This window comes from Streptomyces aureus, assembly GCF_000725495.1.
Lineage (GTDB): Bacteria > Actinomycetota > Actinomycetes > Streptomycetales > Streptomycetaceae > Streptomyces > Streptomyces aureus_B.
In genome coordinates this window covers 139,451-155,908 of record NZ_KL647039.1, presented here as the reverse complement: position 1 = coordinate 155,908, position 16,458 = coordinate 139,451, and the positions used below count along the sequence as shown (strand labels likewise).

Here is a 16,458-nt window from a genome sequence, read left to right as displayed (position 1 = left end):
GCACCATGGACCGATGCGTGAAGACGAGACGACGGGGATCGGTGCGCTCGTCCTTCGCGCGGTCGACGGCGACGAACAGGCCACGCACGACCTGCTCGCCCACGTACACCCCCTCGCGCTGCGGTACTGCCGCGCGAGGCTGTCCCGGCTCCCGGGGGACGCGCGGCACTTCGTCGAGGATCTGGCGCAGGAGGTCTGCGTCGCGGTGCTCCTCGCGCTGCCGCGGTACAAGGACACCGGCCGTCCGTTCGAGGCGTTTGTCTTCGCGATCGCCGCGCACAAGGTCGCCGACCTCCAACGTGCCGCGATGCGTCATCCGGGATCCACGGCCGTCCCGTCCGACGAGATGCCGGAACGGCCCGACGACTCCCTCGGCCCCGAGGAGCGGGCGCTGCTCAGCAGCGACGCCGAATGGGCCAAGAAGCTCATGGCCAACCTCCCCGAGAACCAGCGCGAGCTGCTCCTGCTGCGGATCGCGGTCGGTCTCACGGCCGAGGAGACGGGGCAGATGCTGGGCATGTCGCCAGGCGCCGTCCGGGTGGCCCAGCACCGTGCGCTGAGCCGGCTGCGGGCGCTCGCGGAGCAGTAGTCGCGAGCCCTCGCGGAGCAGTGGGGGAACCGCTTTGGTCAAGTCCGGCTTCACCCTTTCCGGTGATGCCGGTCACCCCGGGAGAGCACATGCCTCCGCGTCCGGGGCCCTCCCGCACCCTTCCCCTCCGCAAATTGCAGGCAAAAGGTGACCGGTCCCGGCGGTGCGGACCGGGCCCGCCGCCACGGCCCCGTGCCGCCCCGGGCTCCAGGGAGCGGGGCGGTTCCGGCCCTCCGCCCGACCCCTGCCGGGCGGCCAGGACGGGCACTTCGGAGCTTCCGCCGGACCCGGTCTGAACGGGAACGACCGTCGTCCCGTACGAACATACGAGGCCGAAGCCCACCCTCAACCGTGGAATGAGAGAGCCATGCTTCCCGTTAGCATGGACATCCGCACCGATCAAGGCCATTTGGGGAAGGTGTCATGACTGCCAACGTCGACGGAGTGCCCGCCAAATTCGCGACACTCGGGCTGACCTACGACGACGTGCTGCTGCTGCCGGGCGCGTCGGACATGGCGCCCGACCAGATCGACACCGCCTCGCACATCTCGAAGAACGTCCGGGTCAACATCCCGCTGCTCTCCGCCGCCATGGACAAGGTCACCGAATCGCGCATGGCGATCGCGATGGCCCGTCAGGGCGGCGTCGGTGTTCTGCACCGCAACCTGTCCATCGAGGACCAGGCCAACCAGGTCGACCTGGTGAAGCGCTCCGAGTCCGGCATGGTCACCGACCCGATCACCGTGCGCCCGGACGCCACGCTCGTCGAGGCCGACGCGATCTGCGCCAAGTTCCGCATCTCCGGTGTGCCGGTCACCGACGGCGGAGGCAAGCTGCTCGGCATCGTCACCAACCGCGACATGGCCTTCGAGACCGACCGCTCGCAGCAGGTGCGCGACGTCATGACGCCGATGCCGCTGGTCACGGGCAAGGTCGGCATCTCCGGCCACGACGCGATGCAGCTCCTGCGCCGCCACAAGATCGAGAAGCTTCCGCTGGTCGACGACACGGGCGTCCTCAAGGGCCTCATCACGGTCAAGGACTTCGTCAAGGCCGAGAAGTACCCGAACGCCGCCAAGGACGCCGAGGGCCGCCTGCTGGTCGGCGCGGCCGTCGGTGTTGCGGGCGACGCGTTCGAGCGCGCCCAGGCGCTGATCGAGGCGGGCGTCGACTTCATCGTCGTCGACACCGCGCACGGCCACTCCCGGCTGGTCGGCGACATGGTCGCCAAGATCAAGTCGAACTCCTCGGGCGTCGACGTCATCGGCGGCAACATCGCCACCCGTGACGGCGCGCAGGCGCTCATCGACGCCGGCGTCGACGGCATCAAGGTCGGTGTCGGCCCCGGCTCCATCTGCACCACCCGCGTCGTCGCCGGCATCGGCGTCCCGCAGGTCACCGCGATCTACGAGGCGTCGCTCGCCGCCAAGGCGGCCGGTGTCCCGGTCATCGGCGACGGTGGCCTCCAGTACTCCGGAGACATCGCCAAGGCCCTGGTCGCGGGCGCCGACACGGTGATGCTCGGCTCGCTGCTCGCGGGCTGCGAGGAGTCCCCGGGCGAGCTGCTCTTCATCAACGGCAAGCAGTTCAAGTCGTACCGCGGCATGGGCTCCCTGGGCGCCATGCAGTCCCGTGGCGAGCAGCGCTCCTTCTCCAAGGACCGTTACTTCCAGGAGGGCGTCGCCTCCGACGAGAAGCTCGTCCCCGAGGGCATCGAGGGCCAGGTGCCCTACCGCGGCCCGCTCTCCGCGGTCGTCCACCAGCTGGTCGGCGGTCTGCGCCAGTCGATGTTCTACGTCGGCGGCCGCACCGTGCCCGAGCTGCAGGAGAACGGCCGGTTCGTGCGGATCACCTCGGCGGGCCTCAAGGAGAGCCACCCGCACGACATCCAGATGACGGTAGAGGCGCCGAACTACAGCCGCCTGAAGTAGTCACCCGTACACCTGACCGGGCTTGCACGCACGCGTGGAAGCCCGCCACGAGGGCGGTCCCGGAGGTTCCGGGGCCGCCCTTGTCGTGGGCGTCGGGGATACTGGGAGGCGCAGAAGCGAAGAGGGAAAGAGGCCACAACGTGACTGAGATCGAGATCGGGCGCGGCAAGCGCGGCCGCCGGGCGTACGCCTTCGACGACATCGCCGTCGTCCCGAGCCGCCGTACGCGGGACCCGAAGGAGGTCTCGATCGCCTGGCAGATCGACGCGTACCGCTTCGAGCTGCCGTTCCTGGCCGCTCCCATGGACTCGGTCGTCTCCCCGGCCACCGCGATCCGCATCGGCGAGCTGGGCGGCCTCGGCGTCCTGAACCTGGAAGGCCTCTGGACGCGGTACGACGACCCGCAGCCGCTGCTCGACGAGATCGCCGGGCTGGACGCGGAGCGCGCGACCCGCCGGCTCCAGGAGATCTACGCGGCTCCCATCAAGGAGGAGCTGATCGGGCAGCGCATCAAGGAGGTGCGCGACTCCGGTGTCGTCACCGCCGCCGCCCTCTCCCCGCAGCGCACGGCGCAGTTCTCCAAGGCCGTCGTCGACGCGGGCGTGGACATCTTCGTCATCCGCGGTACGACGGTCTCGGCCGAGCACGTCTCCGGTGCCGCCGAGCCGCTGAACCTGAAGCAGTTCATCTACGAGCTCGACGTCCCGGTGATCGTCGGCGGCTGCGCCACGTACACCGCGGCGCTGCACCTGATGCGCACCGGCGCGGCCGGTGTCCTCGTCGGTTTCGGCGGCGGCGCCGCGCACACCACGCGCAACGTGCTGGGCATCCAGGTCCCGATGGCCACCGCCGTCGCGGACGTCGCCGCGGCCCGCCGCGACTACATGGACGAGTCCGGCGGCCGGTACGTGCACGTCATCGCCGACGGCGGCGTGGGCTGGTCCGGCGACCTCCCCAAGGCCATCGCCTGCGGCGCCGACTCCGTGATGATGGGCTCCCCGCTCGCGCGCGCCACCGACGCGCCGGGCCGCGGCCACCACTGGGGCATGGAGGCGGTGAACGAGGAGCTGCCGCGCGGCAAGAAGGTGGACCTCGGCACCGTCGGCACCATCGAGGAGATCCTCACCGGCCCGTCGCACATCCCGGACGGCTCGATGAACATCTTCGGCGCCCTGCGCCGCGCGATGGCCACCACCGGCTACAGCGAGCTCAAGGAGTTCCAGCGCGTCGAGGTGACGGTCGCGGACTCCCAGCACAAGCGCTAGCCGCCCGGCTCACGCCGGTCCGGCACGTGGAAGGGCCCCCGCCGATTCGGCGGGGGCCCTTCTCGCATGTCCGGAGCGACGGGTCAGTGACCGTGTCCGGCCTTGCGGGTGCTCTGGAACGCCACGTAGGCCGCGATGGCGAAGAAGACGAAGGTCAGCGGGTCGGCGTCGGCCTTCCAGGCTTCCTGGGCCACGCTGAAGTGGTCGAAGAAGACCTTGCTGAAGCCGACGTCGAAGTGATCGGCGATGATCATGGCCTCGCCGATCAGCTGGCCGAGGTAGATCGCGGCGACGGAGACGATCACGCTGGCGACCGGGAGCGTCTGGCTGCGGCCGCCGACGCGGCCCGCGGCGATGCCCACCAGGAAGCCGACACCGACGGCTGCGTAACCGATCTCGTGCTTGGTGAGGCCGGTGACGAGGCCGTACAGGATCGCGGAGACGACGCCGGCGCCGATGGCGGCGACGAGGCCGAGCGGGAAGTTGTTGCGCACCGGGCCGGCGGGGGCGGCGGGCGCGACCGGGAAGCCCGGCTGGGCCGCGAACTGCGGGGCGCCCTGCGGCACGGCGGTCCCCGGCGGTACGGGCGGCTGGTCGGCGGGCGCCGCGGGCGCGGTCGCGTAAGGGTTGGCGTCGACCGGTGGACCGGACGGCGGCGTCGACTCACTCATGTGGTTCCCCCCAGGGATGCGGGCGCACCGTGGGGTGCGCGTGGATCTCGCCGCACACCTGACGGCGCCCGGGGCATGGGCGTACGTGTGTGCGAGAGCTGCCGCAGGTTAGCAGGGGGCGGTGACAATCGGTGAGGGGATTTCGCGAGGGATCAGAGCCGGTGCGCCGCCCCGGTCGGGGTCGCACCCCGAGTGTCGAGCAGGAGCTGGGCCTTCACGGACAGTCCTTGCAGGTCGTAGGTGCGGTGCTGCTGGAGCAGGATCGTCAGGTCGGCGTCGGCCGCGGCCTCGTAGAGGGAGTCGGCGCGCGGGACGGGCCGCCCGAGGACGCTCCAGGCCGGCACGTGCGGGTCGTGGTAGCTGACGGAGGCGCCGAGCTCCATCAGCCGTACGGCGATCTCGTGGGCCGGGGTGCCCTGCCGGTCGGCGATGTCCGCCTTGTAGGTGACGCCGAGGAGGAGCACGCGCGCGGCACGGGCGGACTTCCCGTGTTCGTTGAGGAGCGCGGCGGCGCGCTGGACGACGTACCGGGGCATGTGGTCGTTGACCTGGCGGGCCAGTTCGACCATGCGCAGCGGGCGCCCGGAGGGGCCGCCGAGGTCCTGCGCGATCCCGTGTCCGCCGACGCCGGGGCCGGGCCGGAACGCCTGGAACCCGAACGGCTTGGTCTCCGCGCAGCGGATCACGTCCCACAGATCGACGCCCAGGTCGTGGCAGAGCACGGCCATCTCGTTGACGAGCGCGATGTTGACGTGCCGGAAATTGGTCTCCAGGACCTGCACGGTCTCCGCCTCGCGGGGTCCCCGCGCACGGACGACCTTGTCGGTCAGCCGTCCGTAGAAGGCGGCGGCCGACTCGGTGCACGCCGGGGTGAGGCCGCCGATGACCTTCGGTGTGCCGGCGGGGGTGATGTCGCGGTTGCCGGGGTCGACCCGGCTGGGCGAGTAGGCGAGGTGGAAGTCGCGTCCCGCGCGCAGTCCGGAGCCCTCCTCCAGGAGCGGGCGCAGGAAACCCTCGGTGGTGCCGGGGTGCACGGACGACTCCAGGATCACGGTGGTGTGCGGACGCAGCCGCGCCGCCAGCGTGCGGGCCGCCGACTCCACGTGGCCGAGGTCGGGGGTGCCGTCCGCGCCCTGCGGGGTCGGGGCGCAGATGACGGCGGTGCGTACGCGGCCCAGCTCGGCCGGGTTGGTGGTGGGCCGGAAGCCCCCCGAGAGCATCCGGCGCAGTTCCGCGGGAGTGAGGGAGCCCCCTTCGGGTCCGGTTCCGTAGCCGAGGGTGGGGATGCCGGCGGCGACGGCGGCCTGGGCCAGGGGCAGGCCGAGGTGACCGAGTCCGATGACGGCGAGGTCTGCGGGCATGGATGGGCCGTCCTTCCCAGTAACCGATGCGGGACAGGTGCGCAAGCCCGGTGGACAGGACGGACGAGCGCAATGTCAGACTAGGAGTAAATATGACCGATTTGCGGGATTGATCGATCAAGATTCCGTGCGCGTCGCCGAGAGTTGTCCACAGGCTGCGGACGGACGGTGGCCGATGAGGGGAGAGACGGTCAGACTTTGGGCAGGGGGGATGTGAGCCGGGCGTCGCCGGACAGGTGCGGCCAGCGCGACCTACAGCGGGAGGCAGCGGTGAGGACAGCGACACTGGGGCCGGCCGAGCGGGCCGAGTCTCTGGCGGGAATGGCCGAGCGTGAGCTGGACGTGCTGGTCGTGGGCGCGGGCGTGGTCGGCGCCGGCACCGCGCTGGACGCCGTGACACGCGGTCTGTCCACCGGACTGGTCGAGGCGCGCGACTGGGCGTCGGGCACCTCGAGCAGATCCAGCAAACTGATCCACGGCGGTCTGCGGTATCTGGAGATGCTCGACTTCGCGCTCGTCCGCGAGGCGCTCAAGGAACGCGGGCTGCTCCTCGAACGGCTCGCGCCGCACCTGGTCAAGCCCGTCCCGTTCCTCTACCCCCTCCAGCACAAGGGCTGGGAGCGGCTGTACGCGGGATCGGGCGTCGCGCTGTACGACGCCATGTCGATGGCCCGCGGCCACGGCAGAGGGCTGCCCGCCCACCGCCATCTGACCCGCCGCCACGCCCTGCGCGTCGCACCGGCCTTGAAGAAGGACGCGCTGATCGGCGCCCTTCAGTACTACGACGCCCAGATGGACGACGCCCGCTATGTGGCGACCCTGGTGCGCACGGCCGCCTCGTACGGGGCCAAGGTCGCCAACCGTGCCCGGGTCACCGGGTTCCTGCGCGAGGGCGAGCGGGTGGTCGGGGCCCGGGTGCGCGACATCGAGGGCGGCGGCGAGTACGACGTCCGCGCCCGCCAGATCGTCAACGCCACCGGCGTGTGGACCGACGACACCCAGGCCATGGTCGGGGAGCGGGGCCAGTTCCACGTCCGCGCGTCCAAGGGCATCCATCTGGTCGTGCCGAAGGACCGGATCAACTCCTCGACCGGGCTCATCCTGCGCACCGAGAAGTCCGTGCTGTTCGTGATCCCGTGGGGCCGCCACTGGATCATCGGCACCACCGACACCGACTGGGACCTGGACAAGGCCCACCCGGCGGCCTCCAGCGCCGACATCGACTATCTGCTGGAACACGTGAACTCGGTGCTCTCCGTCCCGCTCTCCCGCGACGACGTCGAGGGGGTGTACGCGGGGCTGCGCCCGCTGCTGGCGGGCGAGTCGGACGCCACCAGCAAGCTCTCGCGCGAGCACACCGTGGCCCATCCGGTGCCCGGACTCGTGGTGGTCGCGGGCGGCAAGTACACGACCTACCGGGTCATGGCCAAGGACGCGGTGGACGAGGCGGTGCACGGTCTCGACCAGCGCGTCGCCGAGTGCGTCACCGAGGACGTCCCGCTGCTCGGCGCCGAGGGGTACCGCGCGCTGTGGAACGCCCGGGCGCGGATCGCCGCGCGCACCGGCATCCACGTGGTGCGCGTGGAGCACCTGTTGAACCGGTACGGCTCCCTCGCCGAGGAACTCCTCGACCTCATCGCGGGTGACCCGTCCCTCGGTGAGCCGCTGCCGGCCGCCGAGGACTACCTCCGCGCCGAGATCGTCTACGCCGCCTCGCACGAGGGTGCCCGTCACCTGGACGACGTGCTGACCCGGCGCACCCGCATCTCCATCGAGACCTTCGACCGGGGCACCCGCAGCGCCCGCGAGGCCGCGGAGCTGATGGCGCCGGTGCTCGGCTGGGACAAGGGCCAGATCGAACGCGAGGTCGAGCACTACGAGAAGCGGGTCGAGGCCGAGCGGGAGTCCCAGCGCCAGCCGGACGACCTGACCGCGGACGCGGCCCGGCTGGGGGCTCCGGACATCGTGCAGTTCTGACCTCGTCCCTCCCGGGATATCACTCGAACGGGTGTACCGATCCGGGATCTCGGCCCGGGGCCCGGCCGTTCTACGGGGTGCGGGGACAGAACTCGGCGGCGAGCAGGGCCGGTTCGAGCGCCGGGTCCGTGACCCCGCCCGTGTTCACCCGGAAGGTGAGGACGTGACGACCGTCGACGGTGGCCGCGCTGCGCACGTAGCTGCCGGAGATCCGGCCGTTGTGTCCCCACACCGTGGTCCCGCACGGCAGCTTCAAGGGGAACAGGCCCATGCCGTACGCGCCGTGTGCGGCACGGGTGTCGAGCATCTCGCGCAGCCAGTGCGAGGGCAGCAGCCGGCCGCCGAGCAGGGCCGCGTAGAAGCGGTTCAGGTCGGCCAGGGTGCTCACCAGCTCGCCCGCCGCGCCGGCCACGCGGGGGTCGAGCTCGGTGACGTCCGAGCCGTCGGCGGCGTAGGCGCGGCCGTGCGGAGAGGGAAGCGAGGTGCGGCCGCCCGGGAACGAAGTACCGGTCAGACGAAGGGGGGTGATGATGCGCCGCTCGGCCTCGGTGGCGTACGAGTGGCCGGTGACCTGCTCGACGATCATGCCGAGCACCACGTAGTCGGTGTTCGAGTAGGCGTAGCGGCCACGGCCGGTGGAGGGATGGGTGAGGGCGATGCGCAGGGCCTGAGGCGGGGTCACGGGGACGGCACCCCTGGTCGTACGGGTGAAGTCGTAGAGGCCGCTGGTGTGCTGGAGCAGGGCGCGCAGGGTGATGCGGCGGCCGTCGTTGCCCGCGCCGTGCACCAGGCCGGGCAGATGGTCCTCGACGGAGTCGGACAGGGACAGCCGGTGTTCGGCGGCGAGTTGCAGGACGACCGTCGCGATGAACGACTTGGTGACGCTCCCGGCGCGGAAATGATCGGAACGAGCCATTCCGGTGCCGGTGCTCATGAAGCGCGAACCGGACGCGTCGTCGGCGAGCAGGGCGGCGGCGGGAGCGCCGCCCCGGGTCACCAGGCGGGTGAGCGCGGTGCGCACGCTCCGGCCGGCGGCCGTCCGCGCGGCGACCGGGGAGTGCTCCGGAAGGCCCGTCCGCACCAGGGTGAGCAGCGCCAGGCACAGGGGTATGGCCAGGAGTGTCCGAGGTGTCCGGGGCGCTCGCATCGCCGGCTCCTTCCTTGCCGCGGCCCATCATGGGGTACGTGGCTGTGTCTTTCGATCACGGCGGGGAGACGGTTTTCGGACCGGGTGCCGCGGTCCCGCCGACCGGGTCCGGGGGTGGCCGGAGGGTGCCTGCCGTGTGCCGTGGGCGAGCCGCCGGCCGGGTCCGTTCGTCCCGCTGGCCGAGCTGTTGCGGTTCCAGGGGCCCCCAGGGCGCTGGGCACTTGTCGGGTGAGGGACAATGGAGGCTCTGTCAGGGCGGGTTGCATGAGGGGACGCATGTCGGAGGCGGAGCGGGCGGGAGCATCCCGTCAGGACAAGAGCGAACGTCTCCTCGCCGGGCGGTACCGGCTGGGGGACGTTCTCGGCCGCGGCGGCATGGGCACGGTGTGGCGCGCCGAGGACGAGACCCTCGGCCGCACCGTCGCCGTGAAGGAGCTGCGGTTCCCGTCGGCCATCGACGAGGACGAGAAGCGCCGGCTGATCACGCGCACGCTGCGGGAGGCCAAGGCCATCGCGCGGATCCGCAACAGCGGCGCGGTGACGGTCTTCGACGTGGTCGACGAGGACAACCGGCCCTGGATCGTCATGGAACTCATCGAGGGCAAGTCCCTCGCCGAGGCCATCCGTGAGGACGGGCTGCTCACGCCGAGGCGTGCCGCCGAGGTGGGGCTCGCGATCCTCGACGTGCTCCAGGCGGCGCACCGCGAGGGCATCCTGCACCGCGACGTGAAGCCGTCGAACGTGCTGATCTCCGGCGACGACGGCCGGGTCGTGCTCACCGACTTCGGCATCGCCCAGGTGGAGGGCGACCCGTCCATCACCTCGACCGGCATGCTCGTCGGCGCGCCCTCCTACATCTCGCCGGAGCGGGCTCGCGGTCACAAGCCCGGACCCGCCGCCGACCTGTGGTCGCTGGGCGGACTGCTGTACGCGGCGGTCGAGGGCGTGCCGCCGTACGACAAGGGCTCCGCGATCGCGACGCTGACCGCGGTGATGACCGAGCCGGTCGAACAGCCCAAGAACGCGGGCCCGCTGGAGAAGGTGATCTACGGCCTGCTGGCCAAGGACCCCGAGCAGAGGCTCGACGACGCGGGCGCCCGGACCCTGCTCAACGACGTGCTGAACGCGACGGCACCCGGGAAGGGCGAGCCGGAGCCGCAGGACGCGACGAAGGTCGTGGCCATGCCCCCGCTGCCGGAGGAGCCCTCCCGGCGCGGCGGTGCGGCCTCCGGCGCGAAGAAGGGCGAGGAGCCCGCGGAGCGGCTGCGCGGGGCCCTGCGGTCGGTGCGCAAGGCCGCGACCGCGGCCGGTGCCGCCACCGCGGCGGCCACGTCGGCGGCGACGGCCCGCGCCAAGACGGCCGGCTCCCCGGCCTCCACCACCGGGGACGGAGCCGTCAAGGCGGCCTCCCCGCAGACGGCTTCGGGCACCGGCGGGGAGTCCGGCACGGCCGGTGACACCTCCGCGCCCGCGACCGCGGTGAACGCGTCCGTGCCGGCGCAGAAGGCCGGCCCCGACGGCAGGCCGGGCACCTCCGGTGCGGGCGCCGGCGGCCGGCGTGGCGGTTCCGGGTCCGGATGGCCGGTGGCTCCCGAGCGCCCGGCGCGCCCGGCGCCCAAGGCCTCGATCACCGACGTCGTGCCGCGGCGCACCCTCGTGATCCTCGCGGTCGTCGTTGCGCTGGCCGTGGTCGGCACCGTGCTGGCCATCACCTTCGGCGGCGGCGGGGACGACAACGGCGCCAAGAGCGGCTCCGGCGGCGGCGCCAAGAGCACCGCGTCCAGCACGCCGGGCTCCGGCGGCGGCAAGAGCGGCGGTGACGGCAAGAGCGACGGCAAGAGCAAGAGCGACGCCGCGCACACCGACAGCGGCGACAAGTCGGGTTCCGGCTCCGACGACACCTCCGGCTCCGGTTCGGACGACAGTGCGAACACGTCCTCGGACACGGACGACGACGCGAGCGGGGCGGACGGCACGAGCACCGGCGGCAAGGAGCCGGGCTCGGGTTCCACCGCCGTGAGGACCTACAAGAGCGGCCAGGGCTTCTCGATCGGGCTGCCCAAGGGGTGGAAGTACCAGTCCCAGGACTCCGCGGGAGTCCGCTTCACCGGCCCCGACGGGCAGAAGCTCCTGGTGGGCTGGACGTCGACGCCCAAGGACGACCCGGTCGCGGACTGGAAGAACCAGGAGCGCTACATGACGCGCTCCCAGTACCGGCGGATCAGCATAGAGAAGGTGGACTACCGGGGCTGGAACACCGCCGACTGGGAGTTCACGTCGGTGGACGGCGGCACCACGTTCCACACGATCGACCGTGGTTTCGTCGTGAACTCGCACCAGGGGTACGGGCTGATGTACACGGCGAAGGACTCCGGCTGGGACAGCGCGCTGCGCAAGAGCACCTGGGCGACGCTGACCGGGACGTTCCAGCCCAAGTCGTGACGCACGGGGTACCCGGGGGTGCCGTCGGGGTCCGGACCGGTCCTGACGGCACCCCCGGGTGACGTTCCGCGACGAACAGGGCCCGAGATCCGGCATCACCGCTCTGCGGGTTGCCCCGGGCACGTATCGTGAGTGGTTGCGGACCGAACGAAGCCACAACGGAACGCACGGCGAACGGAATTGACCAACCGGTCGGCTGGGGGAGCATCGTGGACGACTACGCGGGACGGGTACTGGCCGACCGCTACCGCCTGCCCCTGCCGCCGTCCGACGAGTACGAACTCGCCGAGAGCCGGGCCTTCGACACCTACAGCGGGCAGGAAGTCCTGGTCCGTCAGGTGCCGTTGCCCGAGGTCGTCGAGGCCGAGGTGCTCGACGCGGACGGACTGCCCGACGGGTTCGTGGCCCGCGACGGCGGGGTGCGGCGGGCATCGGCGCGCACGAACCGGCGTCCCACCGAACCGGCGGTGCTGCGCGCGATCGACGCGGCGCAGGCGGCAGCGCGGATCCCCGACCACCCCCGGCTCGACCAGGTCTTCGATGTGTTCGCCGAGGGCGGTTCGCTGTGGATCGTCAGTGAGCTGGTGCCCGCCCGGCCGCTGGCCGCGCTCCTCGCCGAGAGGCCGCTCAGCCCCTATCGCGCCGCCGAGGTCGCCGCCGACGTCCTGACCGCGCTGCGGGTCCTGCACGCCCACGGCTGGGTGCACCGCAACATCACCGCGCGCACGGTGCTCGTCTGCGACGACGGACGGGTCCTGCTCACCGGACTGGCGGCCGGGGCCGCCGAAGAGGCGCTGTGCGGATACGACCCCGTACCGGCGCCCGAGGAAGACGTCACGGCCGGTCCCCGCACCGGCCGGCCCGGGGACGGCGGCCCGGCAGCGGCGGGCACCGCTCCGGGTGCCTCCGCCGGTGCGCGCGGTCCCGCCGTCGGCGGGACCGGATTCGGGGGTGCCCCGCGCGGTGTCGCGGTGGCGGCCACGAGCGGCGCCGACGCCGAGGCGGCCCGGCGGGCGGCGATCGAGGCCCGCGCCGAGCAGGGAACACCCGTCCCCGGGGCACCGGTCCCCGGGGCCCCCGCGGCGGGCCGTGGCCCGCGCGCGCTCGAAGCCGCCGGTCCGGCGGTCCCCGGCGGTCCCGCGGGCGCGCCCGCGGCGGACGGCGGAGGGCGGACCCGTGAGGGCGGCGAGGACGCCGGGGACGACATCCGTGCCGCCCGCGCCGGAGCGATCGCCGCGTACCGCGCCGGAGCGCGGGCCGCCGCCCGGGTGCAGGGGGAGCGGCGGGGCGACCCGCTCGCCCTTCCGGCACCCCGTCCCGCGGCGCCCGGCGAGCGGACCGGCCAGGACGGCGGGTACGGCACCTCCCCGGGCACCCGGGCGCCCGTCCCGCCGCAGCTGCCCGCACAGACCGGCCACCCCGGCGGCACCGGTCAGGACGGCCGCCGGCACCCGGACGGCGCGCCCCCGGGCCAGATAGCCGACCCGTACGGGGTCGGCGGCACCGGCAGGTACGGAACGCGGCCGGGGCCCGCCGGAACCCTCGGCGGCGACGGCCGGACCCACCCGACGCTCCCCCCGGGACCCGGCGCCGGACCCGCGCCCGGGGACCCGCTGTACGGCCCCTCTGCGCTCGCACCCGGACAGGCCCCCCGCGGCCCGGGGCACGGCTCCCGTCCCGGTGTCCCCGCACCCGGGGGACCCTTCGGAGACTCCGGAGCCGCGGACGGCGGCCGGACCCACGGCGGATTCCAGGTGCCCGGCGGCACCCAGGTGCCCGTACCCCCCGGCGGTTTCGCCGACCCCGGGCACCGTCCGCCCGGCCTCTCCCCGGCCACCGGCCCCGCCCGGGCGCCGGGCGTCCCGGGAAGTCCCGTTCCCGCCCCGCACGGCTCCGGCCGCGGCGGCTGGGACGGCCCGGCCGCCGGGGCACCGCCGCGCCGGGGACCGGCCACCGCGCTCGCGGCCGAGCGGGCCCGGCAGGCGCGCATGGCCCTGGTCGGACCGGTCACCGAACGCTGGGCCCCGGAGCAGGCCGGACCGGTGCACGAGAACTGGCAGCTGGCCGCCCCGATCGGCCCGGCGACGGACCTGTGGGCGCTCGGCGCGCTGCTCTTCCGCGCCGTGCAGGGACACGCCCCCTATCCGGAGGAGAACACCGCCGAGCTGGTCCAGCTGGTGTGCGCGGAGCCGCCGGCCTTCGCCGAGGAGTGCGGGCCGCTGCGGCCCGTCGTCGAGTCGCTGCTGCGCCAGGACCCCACCGAGCGCCTGGACTTCGAGGAACTGCGCGGCTGGCTGCGCTCGTTGGTGCGCTCCGCGCCCGAGCCCGAGGCCGGGACGCACGTCGTGCCCGTGCCGCCCGTGGACCCGAGCCGGCTGCCGATCGTCAGGCGCCGGGGCGAGATCGTCCGCAGGCGCCGCGCCGGGCTGCCCGCGACCAGCCCGCACGCCCGCCACAAGCGGGCCCGGCAGGAGAACGAGGCCCCCCGCAGGCTGGGCCGGAACCTGCTCCTGCTGGTCCTGGTCCTGCTGGCCGCGGCGGTCGCGTACGCGGTCGTCTTCATGCCGAAGGCGGATCGCGACGGCGCCGCCGACGAGCGGACCGGCAACGCGGGGCAGGCGGGCCCCGCCTCGCCGTCCGGCGGGGACCCGTCGGCGAGCAGCGCGCCCTCCTCCGACCAGTCCTCGCCCGACCCCGGCACGAGTCCCTCGAAGACGGCCGGTTCGAGCTCGCACACCGCCTCCGACCCCGACGTCGCCCAGGGGTTCACGCTCCGCAAGGACCCGGAGGGCTTCCAGGTCGCGGTGGCGAGCGGCTGGACCCGCTCGCCGAAGAACGGGCGCGGCCAGGTCGTCTACTCCCAGGGGGACTTCGAGCTCATCGTCGTCCCCGGACGGGACGGGACGGCCACGTACGGCAGCGACCCGATGACCTACCAGCGCGAGAGCGAGAAGGAGTTGCAGCCCTTCCGCGACTCCACCTGGGCCACCTCCAGCGGGATGCGGCGCATCGACGTGGGCGGCAGGTCCATGGCCGAGGGCCAGTTCACCTGGCAGGACTCCGCGGGGCACTCGCTCTATGTGCGCAACCTCGCGATCCTCGTCTCCGGGCACTACCACGTGGTGCAGGTCCGCGGTCCGGACGCGGAGCGCGACGAGGTGACCCGGCTCTACGAACAGGCGTCGTCGACGTACCAAGTCACCCGCTGAACAACCGTTTTGCGCGCCGCAGGCCGTGTTTGGGCAGGCGGGGGCGCTTGAACACCAAACGGTTCCCTTCCGTAGAGGGAAGCGACAACCGTCACAGTGCGGTCTCCGTAGGACCCCGCTTGTTCCCAGGGTGGGTACCGCTCTTTAGTCTGACCCTGTCAAGACCATTGCGGGGAAACGTGAATCAGATGCAGGGCCTGCTCCTCGCGGGCCGCTACCGGCTTGTCGAATCCATCGGCAGCGGTGGCATGGGCCGGGTTTGGCGCGCCCATGATGAGGTGCTGCACCGCGCCGTCGCGGTCAAGGAGCTGACGGCCGCGCTGTACGTCGCCGAGAGCGACCTCGCCCGGCTGCTCGCCCGGACCCACGCCGAGGCGCGGGCGGCGGCCCGGATCAACCACTCGGCCGTCGTCACCATCCACGACGTGCTGGAGCACGACAGCCGGCCGTGGATCGTCATGGAGCTGGTCGAGGGCAACTCGCTGGCCGACGAGGTCAAGGAGCAGGGACGGCTCGAACCCGCCGAGGCGGCACGGATCGGCCTGTGGGTGCTGCGCGCGCTGCGCGCCGCCCACGCGGCCGGTGTGCTGCACCGCGACGTGAAGCCGGGCAACGTCCTGCTGTCGCCCGACCGCCGTGTCCTGCTCACCGACTTCGGGATCGCCCAGGTCGAGGGCGACACGACGATCACGCGCACCGGCGAGATCGTCGGTTCCGTCGACTACCTCGCCCCCGAGCGGGTCCGCGGCCACGACCCCGGCCCGTCCTCCGACCTCTGGGCCCTGGGCGCCACGCTCTACACGGCCGTGGAGGGCCGCTCCCCGTTCCGCCGCACGTCCCCCATCGGCACCATGCAGGCCGTGGTGGACGAGGAGCCCGCGGAAGCGGTCAACGCGGGTGTGCTGGCGCCCGTCCTCGCCGCGCTGCTGCGCAAGGATCCGGCCGAGCGGCCCAGTGCCGAGCAGGCCGAGCACATGCTCGCCGAGGCGGCGGAGGGACGGCTGCCGGGCGGGGTGCAGTCCTACGCGCCGACCGTGCGGACGCCGTACCGCGGCCCGGAGCGGAGGACCGGCACCGGTACCCGTGTGCAGACGGCCTCCGTCACGCCCTATCCGCCGGAGTCCTACGGATCCGTGACCGCTCCGCCCAAGCGGCACCGGTTGCGGACGTTCGCCCTGGTGGTCGCCCTCGCGGCGACCGTCGGCGGGGGTGTCGCGATCGCGCTCCAGCACTTCGGCACGGGCGGCCTCGGCGGTCCCGGCGACCCCGCCTCCTCCAGCGACTCCACCTCCGGATCCTCGACCCGCAGCGCCGACCCCAAGCCGAGCGGCAAGGGCGGTCAGGGGGTCCCCGCGGGCTGGGAACGCCGTGACGATCCGGTGGGCTTCAGCATCTCCCTGCCCAAGGGGTGGACCCGGTCCGTCTCCATCGACAAGGACGGCCTCCAGCAGGTCGACTTCACACCCGACAACGGCAAGCACCTCGTGCGGGTCGCCGTCGACACCGATCCGGACTTCAGCTCCTCGTACAAGCACATGGTCAACCTGGACGAGAAGCTTGCCGGGCGGCTGCGGGACTACAGCCAACTGCTCCTCAAGGAGGAACTCTTCCGCGACCAGCCGGGTGCCCGCTGGGAGTACACGTGGGACGCCCGGGCGCAGGACCCGCCGCACTACTTCGCGAGTCCCTACCACGCGATCGACGTCGGATACATGAAGAGCGACGGCACCGAGTACGCCGTCTACGAGTCCTCGCCGGCCGGTGAATGGACCGCCACCAAGAAGCAGTTCGACGTGATCCTGCGGAGCTTCCAGGAGGGCTGATCCGGGCCCGAACCCCGGAGCGTGCCACCGGCCGTCCTCGGC

At 72.8% G+C, this 16,458-nt stretch carries 10 protein-coding genes; 7 read left to right on the top strand and 3 right to left on the bottom strand.

Annotation, left to right across the window (positions count from 1 at the left end):
* Positions 1-13 precede the first annotated feature (13 nt).
* The 3 genes from IO36_RS36870 to IO36_RS36860 all read left to right on the top strand — a co-directional run bounded on the left by IO36_RS36870 (position 14) and on the right by IO36_RS36860 (position 3,786).
* The gene (locus tag IO36_RS36870; RefSeq protein WP_037626847.1) at positions 14-589 is read left to right on the top strand and encodes a sigma-70 family RNA polymerase sigma factor; all 576 of its coding nucleotides are present in this window, start codon (positions 14-16) and stop codon (positions 587-589) included.
* Between the two features lie 423 nt (positions 590-1,012).
* Positions 1,013-2,521: an IMP dehydrogenase gene (gene guaB / locus IO36_RS36865; RefSeq protein ID WP_037626845.1), complete on the top strand. Its 1,509-nt coding sequence runs from the start codon at positions 1,013-1,015 to the stop codon at positions 2,519-2,521.
* Between the two features lie 140 nt (positions 2,522-2,661).
* On the top strand, positions 2,662-3,786 hold the full coding sequence (locus tag IO36_RS36860) for a GuaB3 family IMP dehydrogenase-related protein (RefSeq protein WP_037626843.1): 1,125 nt from the start codon (positions 2,662-2,664) through the stop codon (positions 3,784-3,786).
* Positions 3,787-3,869: 83 nt separating this feature from the next.
* Here the strand turns inward: IO36_RS36860 and IO36_RS36855 are convergent, their stop codons facing one another.
* Positions 3,870-4,457 carry a hypothetical protein gene (locus tag IO36_RS36855; protein WP_037626840.1) on the bottom strand — a complete coding sequence of 196 codons (588 nt, stop codon included), beginning with the start codon at positions 4,455-4,457 and terminating at the stop codon, positions 3,870-3,872.
* A gap of 152 nt (positions 4,458-4,609) precedes the next feature.
* A complete protein-coding gene (locus IO36_RS36850; protein WP_037626838.1) occupies positions 4,610-5,818 on the bottom strand; it encodes a nucleotide sugar dehydrogenase in 1,209 nt (402 codons plus the stop codon).
* A gap of 270 nt (positions 5,819-6,088) precedes the next feature.
* Between IO36_RS36850 and IO36_RS36845 the strand changes: the two genes are divergently transcribed.
* Complete coding sequence (locus IO36_RS36845) at positions 6,089-7,795, top strand: glycerol-3-phosphate dehydrogenase/oxidase (protein ID WP_037626837.1); 1,707 nt, start codon at positions 6,089-6,091, stop codon at positions 7,793-7,795.
* 70 nt (positions 7,796-7,865) lie between these two features.
* Here IO36_RS36845 and IO36_RS36840 read toward each other — a convergent pair whose 3' ends face one another.
* Complete coding sequence (locus IO36_RS36840) at positions 7,866-8,942, bottom strand: serine hydrolase domain-containing protein (protein WP_037626836.1); 1,077 nt, start codon at positions 8,940-8,942, stop codon at positions 7,866-7,868.
* Between the two features lie 276 nt (positions 8,943-9,218).
* On the opposite strand from IO36_RS36840, the gene IO36_RS36835 reads away from it, so the two are divergent.
* From IO36_RS36835 to IO36_RS36825, 3 genes are all read left to right on the top strand, one after another.
* Positions 9,219-11,384 (top strand): serine/threonine-protein kinase, encoded by a 2,166-nt coding sequence (locus tag IO36_RS36835; RefSeq protein WP_037626833.1) that lies wholly within the window; start codon positions 9,219-9,221, stop codon positions 11,382-11,384.
* Positions 11,385-11,593: 209 nt separating this feature from the next.
* Positions 11,594-14,593 carry a protein kinase gene (locus IO36_RS36830; RefSeq protein ID WP_037626831.1) on the top strand — a complete coding sequence of 1,000 codons (3,000 nt, stop codon included), beginning with the start codon at positions 11,594-11,596 and terminating at the stop codon, positions 14,591-14,593.
* A gap of 188 nt (positions 14,594-14,781) precedes the next feature.
* Positions 14,782-16,416, top strand: coding sequence for a serine/threonine-protein kinase (locus IO36_RS36825; protein ID WP_037626830.1), 1,635 nt, complete (start codon positions 14,782-14,784; stop codon positions 16,414-16,416).
* The last annotated feature ends 42 nt before the right edge of the window (positions 16,417-16,458 follow it).